General features: G+C 66.9%; 8 protein-coding genes and 1 pseudogene. All 9 read right to left on the bottom strand.

Annotated features, from left to right (window positions below):
* Positions 1-48: 48 nt before the first annotated feature.
* The 9 genes and pseudogenes from E3O32_RS11175 to E3O32_RS11215 all read right to left on the bottom strand — a co-directional run bounded on the left by E3O32_RS11175 (position 49) and on the right by E3O32_RS11215 (position 7,505).
* Positions 49-1,422 (bottom strand): NAD(P)(+) transhydrogenase (Re/Si-specific) subunit beta, encoded by a 1,374-nt coding sequence (locus E3O32_RS11175; protein WP_134509522.1) that lies wholly within the window; start codon positions 1,420-1,422, stop codon positions 49-51.
* Positions 1,419-1,730, bottom strand: coding sequence for an NAD(P) transhydrogenase subunit alpha part 2 (locus E3O32_RS11180; protein WP_134509524.1), 312 nt, complete (start codon positions 1,728-1,730; stop codon positions 1,419-1,421). Before E3O32_RS11180 ends, E3O32_RS11175 begins: the two co-directional genes overlap by 4 nt.
* Entirely contained in the window at positions 1,730-2,890 is a 1,161-nt protein-coding gene (locus tag E3O32_RS11185) for a Re/Si-specific NAD(P)(+) transhydrogenase subunit alpha (protein ID WP_134509526.1), read from the bottom strand. Before E3O32_RS11185 ends, E3O32_RS11180 begins: the two co-directional genes overlap by 1 nt.
* A 223-nt stretch (positions 2,891-3,113) precedes the next feature.
* The gene (gene dnaB, locus E3O32_RS11190; RefSeq protein ID WP_134509528.1) at positions 3,114-4,505 is read right to left on the bottom strand and encodes a replicative DNA helicase; all 1,392 of its coding nucleotides are present in this window, start codon (positions 4,503-4,505) and stop codon (positions 3,114-3,116) included.
* 439 nt (positions 4,506-4,944) lie between these two features.
* Positions 4,945-5,394: a 50S ribosomal protein L9 gene (rplI, locus tag E3O32_RS11195; protein ID WP_134509530.1), complete on the bottom strand. Its 450-nt coding sequence runs from the start codon at positions 5,392-5,394 to the stop codon at positions 4,945-4,947.
* Between the two features lie 9 nt (positions 5,395-5,403).
* Positions 5,404-5,667, bottom strand: coding sequence for a 30S ribosomal protein S18 (gene rpsR / locus E3O32_RS11200; protein WP_035835236.1), 264 nt, complete (start codon positions 5,665-5,667; stop codon positions 5,404-5,406).
* 54 nt (positions 5,668-5,721) lie between these two features.
* A complete protein-coding gene (locus tag E3O32_RS11205) occupies positions 5,722-6,225 on the bottom strand; it encodes a single-stranded DNA-binding protein (protein ID WP_134509532.1) in 504 nt (167 codons plus the stop codon).
* 180 nt (positions 6,226-6,405) lie between these two features.
* A pseudogene (rpsF, locus tag E3O32_RS17820) lies at positions 6,406-6,774 on the bottom strand (30S ribosomal protein S6); the annotation flags it as partial.
* 2 nt (positions 6,775-6,776) lie between these two features.
* Complete coding sequence (locus E3O32_RS11215) at positions 6,777-7,505, bottom strand: hypothetical protein (protein ID WP_134509536.1); 729 nt, start codon at positions 7,503-7,505, stop codon at positions 6,777-6,779.
* Positions 7,506-7,898: the final 393 nt, after the last annotated feature.

Below are 7,898 nucleotides of genomic sequence, written 5' to 3' on the forward strand. Positions count from 1 at the left end.
CGCGGCACGCCTCAGGTCAGGCTGCGCTCGGCTGGACCGACCCCACGTTCACAGGGCGTTGACGGCGCCGAGCATCTTGGTCAGGGAGTCCTTGGCGTCGCCGAAGAGCAGGCTGGTCTTCGGGTCGTAGAGGAGCTCGTTCTCGATCCCGGCGAAGCCCGGGCGCATCGACCGCTTGAGGAAGACGACCTGGCGGGCGTCGCCGACGTCGAGGATCGGCATGCCGTAGATCGGTGAGCCGGGAGACGTCTTCGCTGCAGGGTTGACGACGTCGTTGGCCCCGACGACGAGGGCGACGTCCGTGTTCTTGAACTCGGGGTTGACCTCGGCCATCTCCCGGAGTGACTCGTAGGGCACGTTCGCCTCGGCGAGCAGCACGTTCATATGGCCCGGCATCCGCCCGGCCACCGGGTGGATGGCGAAGACGACCTCCACGCCGCGCGCCTCGAGGGTGGTGGCCAGTTCGGCGATCGTGTGCTGCCCCTGCGCGACGGCAAGGCCGTAGCCGGGCACGATCACGACCCGCTGGGCGTAGTTGAGCAGCACCGCCACGTCCTCGGGGTTGGACGTGCGCACCGGGCGGTCGCTCTGAGTGGTCGACCCCGCCGTCGAGCCGCCCTTGAACGCGCCGAAGAGGATGCCGCTGACCCCGCGGCCCATCGCCGAGGCCATGGCCCGGGTGAGGATGGTACCGCTGGCCCCGACGAGGGTGCCGGCCACGACGAGCAGCAGGTTGCCGAGCACGATTCCGGAGGCGGCGACCGCGAGGCCGGTGAACGCGTTGAGCAGCGAGATGACGATCGGCACGTCGGCGCCGCCGACCGGCAGTACCAGCAGTGCCCCGACGATGAGGCCGATCCCGAGCAGGATGACCGCCCAGAGCGCGGCGCCGGTCGCGACGACGAAACCGCCGGCGACGAGGGCCACGAGCACGATTCCGCCCATCACGAGCGCGAGCCCCGGGAAGACGAGCGGGCGGGAGCTGATCAGGCCCTGCAGCTTGCCGACGGTGACGGCCGACCCGGAGAACGAGACGGCGCCGACGAGCATCGTGAAGACGACGGCAACCTTGGCCCACGGCCCGTCGGTGTTGCCCAGCTCGAGCATCGCGACGAGGGCGGCGGCTCCGCCGCCGACGCCGTTGAACAGCGCGACGAGCTGGGGCATCTGCGTCATCTCGACCCGGCGGGAGATGGGGGCGGCGATTGCCGAGCCGACCGCGATGGCGATCAGGATGGCGGGGATGTTCTCGATCCGGGCGGAGAGGAACACCGTGATGACGGCGAGGAGCGCGCCGGCGGCGCCGATCAGGTTGCCGCGGCGGGCGGTCTTCGGCGACGAGAGCCCACGCAGGGCGAGGATGAAACAGACCGCGGCGACCAGGTAGAGCAGGCCGGTCCACTCGGGGGAGAGCAGGCTCATTTCTTTGCGTCCTTCGCGTCAGCGCCGGCCGGTTTGCGGGGGGCGAACATCTTGAGCATCCGGTCGGTGACGACGAAGCCGCCGACCAGGTTGGCGGTCGCGAGCACGACGGCGATCAGGGCGATCGTGAGCAGCCACGGGTTCAGGCTTTGCCCGGCGACCGTGATGGCGCCGATCAGGATGATGCCGTGGATGGCGTTCGCACCGCTCATCAGGGGCGTGTGCAGGGTGCTCGAGACCTTGGAGACGACCTCGAAGCCGACGAAGACCGCCAGGACGACGACGGTCAGCAGGGTGACGGGATCCATCAGTGTTCTCCGTTCGGTGCTGCGGCGGTCAGTGCCGCCGCGGTCGGCGCGTGTCGCACCTCGCCGGCGTGGGTGAGGCATGCGCCGGCGATGACCTCGTCGGTGAAGTCGGGGGAGACCTGCCCGTCGTGCGTCATCAGGGCGAGGAGGTTGGCCACGTTCTTGGCGTAGAGCCGGGAGGCGTCGGCAGGCATGGTCGACGCCGGGTCCTTCATGCCGACCAGGGTGACCACGCCGTCGTCGGCGCTGGTGCGCACGAAGACGTCCTGCCCGGCGACGACGCCCTCGACGTTGCCGCCGGATTCGGCGGCCAGGTCGATGACGACCGAGCCCATCCGCATGCCGGCGACCATCTCGCGGGTCACCAGCAGGGGTGCCGGGCGGCCCGGGATCGCGGCCGTGGTGATCAGCACATCGGCGGCGGCCACGTGGGGAGCGAGCAGGTCGCGCTGGCGCACGGCACGGTCCTCGCTGAGCTCGCGGGCGTATCCGCCGACGCCCTCGATGGCGTCCAGGTCGAGCGCGATGAAGGTTCCGCCCATCGAGGTGACCTCGTCGGCCGACGCCGGTCGCACGTCGTACGCGGAAACGCGGGCGCCCAGGCGCTTGGCGGTGGCGATGGCCTGCAGGCCGGCCACTCCGGCCCCGAGCACGAGCACGCGGGCGGGCGGGATCGTTCCGGCCGCGGTCATGTAGAGCGGGAAGAACCGGGGGAAACGGATGGCGGCCTCGAGCACGACGCGGTAGCCGGCGACGAGGGCCTGGGAGGTGAGGGCATCCATGGACTGGGCCCGGGAGATGCGCGGCACCAGTTCGAGGGCGAAGGCGGTGACCCCGGCCTGCGCGAGGGCGGCCACGGTGGGCAGCTCCGCGGCCGGCGCGGCCAGGCCGATCGTGATCTGGTCGGGGTGGAGTTGCGCCGCGCGCTCCGGGCTGAGCGGTCGCACGTGGCAGTACACGTCGACCTCGGCGAGCGGCAGCTCGGTGACGACGGATGCCCCGGCCTCCGTGTAGGCGGAGTCGGGATGCCCCGCCTCGACGCCTGCGCCGGATTCGATCAGAACCTCGACGCCGAGCGCCGTCATCTGGAGTACCGTCTCCGGTGTTGCCGCAACGCGGCGTTCGCCCTCATGTCGCTCTCGACCGATGCCAACCTTCACGCGCGTCTCCTCCATGGCGCCCAGCCACGAGCGAGCACGGACCGTTCCGAACGCTTGCGCGGCACTTACGCCCCGTTCGTAGCGTAGCGGTGATCGTTTGCCGTTCGGCGAATATGATCGCGCACGCCCTTCGCCACCGCGTACCGCTGCGGGAATGGAATGACGGGGATGGCTGGGCGTCCGGTAAACCCGGAACCCCCCGGATGGCCCGGTGCCTGGGTGGCTAGGCTCCCGGTACCATATCGGCGAAGCGCGAGTAGTGGCCGTGGAACGCGACCGTGACCGTGCGGGTGGGCCCGTTGCGGTGTTTGGCGACGATGAGGTCGGCCTCCCCGGCACGTGGGTTGTCTTTCTCGTAGGCGCTCTCGCGGTGCAGAAGGATGACCATGTCGGCATCCTGCTCGAGCGAGCCGGACTCTCGGAGGTCGGAGATGGCGGGCATCTTGTCTGCGCGCTGTTCGGGGCCACGGTTCAGCTGGGACAACGCGATCACGGGAACCTGCAGTTCCTTGGCCATCAGCTTGAGCGCCCGCGAGAACTCACTGACTTCCTGCTGGCGGGACTCGACCTTCTTGCCTGACGTCATCAGCTGCAGGTAGTCGATGATGACCATCTTCAGGCCGACGCGCTGCTTGAGCCGGCGGCACTTGGCCCGGATCTCGACCAGGGTCATGTTGGGGCTGTCGTCGATGTAGAGCGGGGCATCATTGATCCGGCCGCGGGTTGCTGCGATCGTGGTCCAGTCCCGGGCGTCGACGGATCCCTTGCGCATGCTCTGCAGCGGCACGGATGCCTCGGCGGCGAGCAGGCGCATCGCGATCTCGCTGCGGCCCATTTCCAGGGAGAAGAAGATGCTGGGCATGTCGTGTTTGATCGACGCGGCCCGGGCGAAGTCGAGGGCCAGGGTGGACTTGCCGAGGGCCGGGCGGGCCGCCACGATGATCAGCTGGCCCGGGTGGAAGCCGTTGGTGAGCTCGTCCATGTCCGCGAAACCGGTCGGCACTCCGGTCATCTGACCGTCTTTGAGCTTGGCGGCCTCGATCTCGTCGATGGCGGCCGTGACGGCATCCGTCAACGGCACGTAGTCTTCGGTTTCGGTGCCGCCGGTGACGGCGTAGATCTCGGCCTGGGCCGTGTTCACCAGGTCGAGCACCTCGCCCTCGCCGGAGTAGCCCATCTGGGCGATGCGGGTGCCGGCCTCGACCAGGCGGCGCAGCAGCGCCCGCTCGGCGACGATCGAGGAATAGAAGCCCGCGTTGGCCGCGGTCGGAACCAGGCTGGTGAGGGTGTGCAGGTAGTCGGCGCCGCCGGCCCTGGACAGTTCGCCGAGCTTGGTGAGTTCGTCGGTGACCGCGATGACGTCGGTCGGCTCACCCTGCGCGTAGAGCGAGAGGATCGCGTCGAAGATGATTTCGTGCTTGGGGATGTAGAAGTCCGCGGCCCGGACGGTCTCGACGACGTCGGCGACGGCATCCTTGCTCAGCATCATTCCGCCGAGGGCGCTCTGCTCTGCGAGAAGGTCGTGGGGGAGGGTGCGTTCCGTGTGCCGGGTCTCGGCTCCGCCGCGCGCATCTGCTCCGCGCTTGTCTGCCAGACCCAAGTGAGCGATCGACACCGGTGCCTCCTTCTATTCCTGGTGCTGGTCTATCAGGGCCCACCGACAACACCTGTCCGCACCCCGTGCACACCACGAATCGGCCGCGTGCCCACGATACGGACGCGTCTTCACAGGGACCAAACCCCCCTGTGGATAACACTGTGGATAATCTGGGCGAAACGCCGTGTGTGTTGTGCACAAGCTGTGCATTCAGCTGTGGACAACTTAAGAGTGCGTGCCAAAATATTAGGTCTGACCAGCTGTTAAATCTATTCACAGCTGTGTGTAAAAACTTGTCTCAACTACGCATTGAACCTTGGGATTGTGAGACGTGCCCTGTGTACAAAAGCTGGCTTTCAGCATCTGAAATGCCCCCGAAGTAGGGGGATACGCCGGCGTTAAAAAGGAGTAGCGGTGAGGTCCTCTCGGACCCCACCGCTACTTCCGTTCGGCAGGCTTACTTTGCGGCTATCACCAGCAGGGTGATGGTCGCGCTGAGCTCGTCACGAAGACGAACCGTTGCCTTGTGCTCACCGGTCATCTTGACCGGGCTGAGCTCGATCTTGCGCTTGTCGATGGCACCGAGTCCGGCAGCCGCAACTGCCTCGGCAACATCGGACTGCTTGACGGACCCGAAGAGGCGTCCGCCTTCGCCGGCCTTGACGACCAGCTTGACCTTGGCGTTCTCGAGTGCGGCCTTGAGTGCCTGCGCCTCTTCGAGGGTGGCGTGCTCACGGGCTACGCGAGCTGCCTTGATCTGTTCGATCTGCTTCTCGCCACCGCGGGTCCAGGACACGGCGAACCCCTGCGGGTAGAGGTAGTTACGGGCGTACCCGTTCTTGACCTCGACGATGTCACCGGGTGCTCCGAGGCCGGAGACCTCGTGCGTCAGAATGATTTTTGACATGTGGGTTCCCTACCTGCCTGAGCCGGCGTAAGGCAACAACGCCATTTCACGGGCGTTCTTGACGGCACGGGCGATCAGACGCTGCTCCTGGACGGAGACACCGGTGATGCGGCGGGCGCGGATCTTTCCACGCTCGGAGATGAACTTGCGAAGGGTGGGGACATCCTTGTAATCGATGACACCAACCCGGATCGACTTCGCGGGAGCGGCATTCTTGCCACCCTTAGCTCCGCGGAGCGGCTTGCGGCGGTCGCCGCTCGACTTTCCAGCCATGATTTCCTTACTTTCTTAAGAAGAGTTTTTCAGCCAGCTGCCCGGGGGCCTGGCTTAGAAGGGTGTCTCGTCGCTGAAGTTGCCCGGAGTGTTCCACACGTCTCCGCCGGTGTTCGCGGCGGGGGCGGTGGCTGCCCAGGGCTCGTCGTTCCCGGAGACGGCAGGTGCGCCGCCGCCACGAGGAGAGGACGATGACTGCGCGCGGGTGAGCGAAGCGGTGGCGTAGCGCAGCGAGGGACCAATTTCGTCGATCTCGAGCTCCATGCTCGTGCGCTTCTCGCCTTCCTTCGTCTCATACGAACGCTGCTTGAGACGCCCGGTAGCGATGACTCGGGAACCCTTGGTCAGTGACCCTGCAACGTGCTCGGCGAATTCACGCCAGACGCTCGCACGCAGGAACAACGACTCACCATCTTTCCACTCGCTCGATGCGCGATCGAAATTGCGCGGAGTGGATGCGATGGTGAAGTTGGCAACCGCCAGTCCGTTCTGCGTGTAACGCAGCTCCGGGTCGCTGGTGAGGTTGCCCACTACGGTGATTACGGTCTCGCCGGCCATCGGCTACTTGTCGCTTGCCTTGTCGGCGGGCACGGCAGCGGCGGGAGCGTCGGCTTCCGTCGCGGCAGGAGCGTCGACCTTGGCGGGAGCAGCCTTGACGGCCGCGGCGGCGGATGCCGATGCGGGCTTCACGGATGCGGCGACCTTGGCGGCGGGAGCGGCAGCGGCGGCTTCAGCCTTGGCTGCGATGACCTTCGGGTTGGCTGCCTTGCGGGCGGCCTTCTCGGCGGCAAGCTTGCTCGCGACGGCAACCTGGGCGATGCCTTCTTCTGCGCGGAGAACCTTGGTGCGCATGACTGCCTCGGACAGCTTCAACTGGCGGTCGAGCTCGGCCGTCGCAGAAGCGTTCGCGGTGAAGTCGACGACGGCATAGATGCCCTCGGTCTTCTTGTTGATCTCGTATGCGAGACGGCGGCGACCCCAAACGTCAACCTTGTCAATCGTTCCACCATCGTTGCGAACAACGTTGAGGAACTTGTCAAGGCTGGGAGCTACGGTGCGCTCATCGATCTCGGGATCGAGGATAACCATCAACTCGTACTGATGCATGACTAACCCACCTCCTTCGGACTAAACGGCTGCAGAATCTCTGCAACAGGAGGGTTGTGCATGTGTCGAAGGCGGAGGCCGGGATTCCGGCGCGCAGACAACCTGCCAAGACTACCGGATGCAGCGGCCGTTCGCCACCGCTCCGGCCCGGCGCCCTCCGCGCCGACGGTTCGCGTCCCCCAACCGCCGAGATCTGCCTTTTCGGTCGAAACCGACCTGCGCACCGGTCGGTCTCGGCCGCACAGGGCGGAGTGGCCGCGGCTGGTCACCGTTCCGGCCTCAGCCCGGCGGCGATGAGCAGAGTTCGGAGTCTCGTCGGGCTCACCAGAACGGCCCGGAGCCGGCGCGCCATTGCCCGATTCGGGGCCCGGAGTCGATCCTCCCGGACCTTCGACCCTGTCCTCGCCGCCGCCGGGGATCGGGTAGGCGACCTGGAGAATCGGCGCCGGCATCCCGCCGAGCCGTGCCACGGCCTCCTGGAGTTCTTCCTGGGCGATCGTCTCGCTGCGCTCCCCGTCCGGCAAGAGGTAGGGCGCGCGAAGTCCGGCGTCGAGAGTAGTCACGGCGGAGGCGAACGGAGTTGCGCGTACGAGATCGACCAGCGTGCGCAGTCGGCTGGTGACCAGGTAGTCGTCCGATTCGACGACCTCATCGTCGCGGAAATTGTCATAGGGCCAGACGACCCTGGCGTGGGTTCTTCGCTTGGCGCCGGCGGGGAGGAGGAGATGCACGTTCGCAGGCCACCGGCCCAGTATCGGCAGACCCCACACCCGGGCTGCCGAGTGGTGGGACGGCACCGGCTGGCTGCGGCGCGTCAGGGAGAGGGCTGTTGGATGCAGGAAGTCGCGAGTGTCCACCCGCCGATCATTGCGACGCGGCGCTCCTCCGCACCGGAGCCAGCCGCCCCCGTGCACACCAGCCCGAGGTTGCCCTCTGTGGAGGACCACCGCCCTGGCGTCGAGTTCTACCGTTTCGGTCGAGCCCGACGGGCGTAGAGCCTGTTGCTTTATGGGGCTGCCCACCGCCAGGGCGTGTCGTTCCTGGGCGTGTTTGAGGGGTCTGAGAAAATGGTTCATGGCCCTTCATTACCGTCCTGTGGATCGTGATCAGTCGTTTCTGTTGCC

It is taken from the genome of Cryobacterium mannosilyticum, from assembly GCF_004402705.1.
Taxonomy (GTDB): domain Bacteria; phylum Actinomycetota; class Actinomycetes; order Actinomycetales; family Microbacteriaceae; genus Cryobacterium; species Cryobacterium mannosilyticum.

What these genes read in the sequence shown, in the direction of transcription:
- rpsR (WP_035835236.1), bottom strand. Translation starts at nt 5,667, where the DNA reads ATGGCTGGAAAGTCGAGCGGCGACCGCCGCAAGCCGCTCCGCGGAGCT.
- rplI (WP_134509530.1), bottom strand. Translation starts at nt 5,394, where the DNA reads ATGTCAAAAATCATTCTGACGCACGAGGTCTCCGGCCTCGGAGCACCC.
- E3O32_RS11175 (WP_134509522.1), bottom strand. Translation starts at nt 1,422, where the DNA reads ATGAGCCTGCTCTCCCCCGAGTGGACCGGCCTGCTCTACCTGGTCGCC.
- E3O32_RS11180 (WP_134509524.1), bottom strand. Translation starts at nt 1,730, where the DNA reads ATGGATCCCGTCACCCTGCTGACCGTCGTCGTCCTGGCGGTCTTCGTC.
- E3O32_RS11205 (WP_134509532.1), bottom strand. Translation starts at nt 6,225, where the DNA reads ATGGCCGGCGAGACCGTAATCACCGTAGTGGGCAACCTCACCAGCGAC.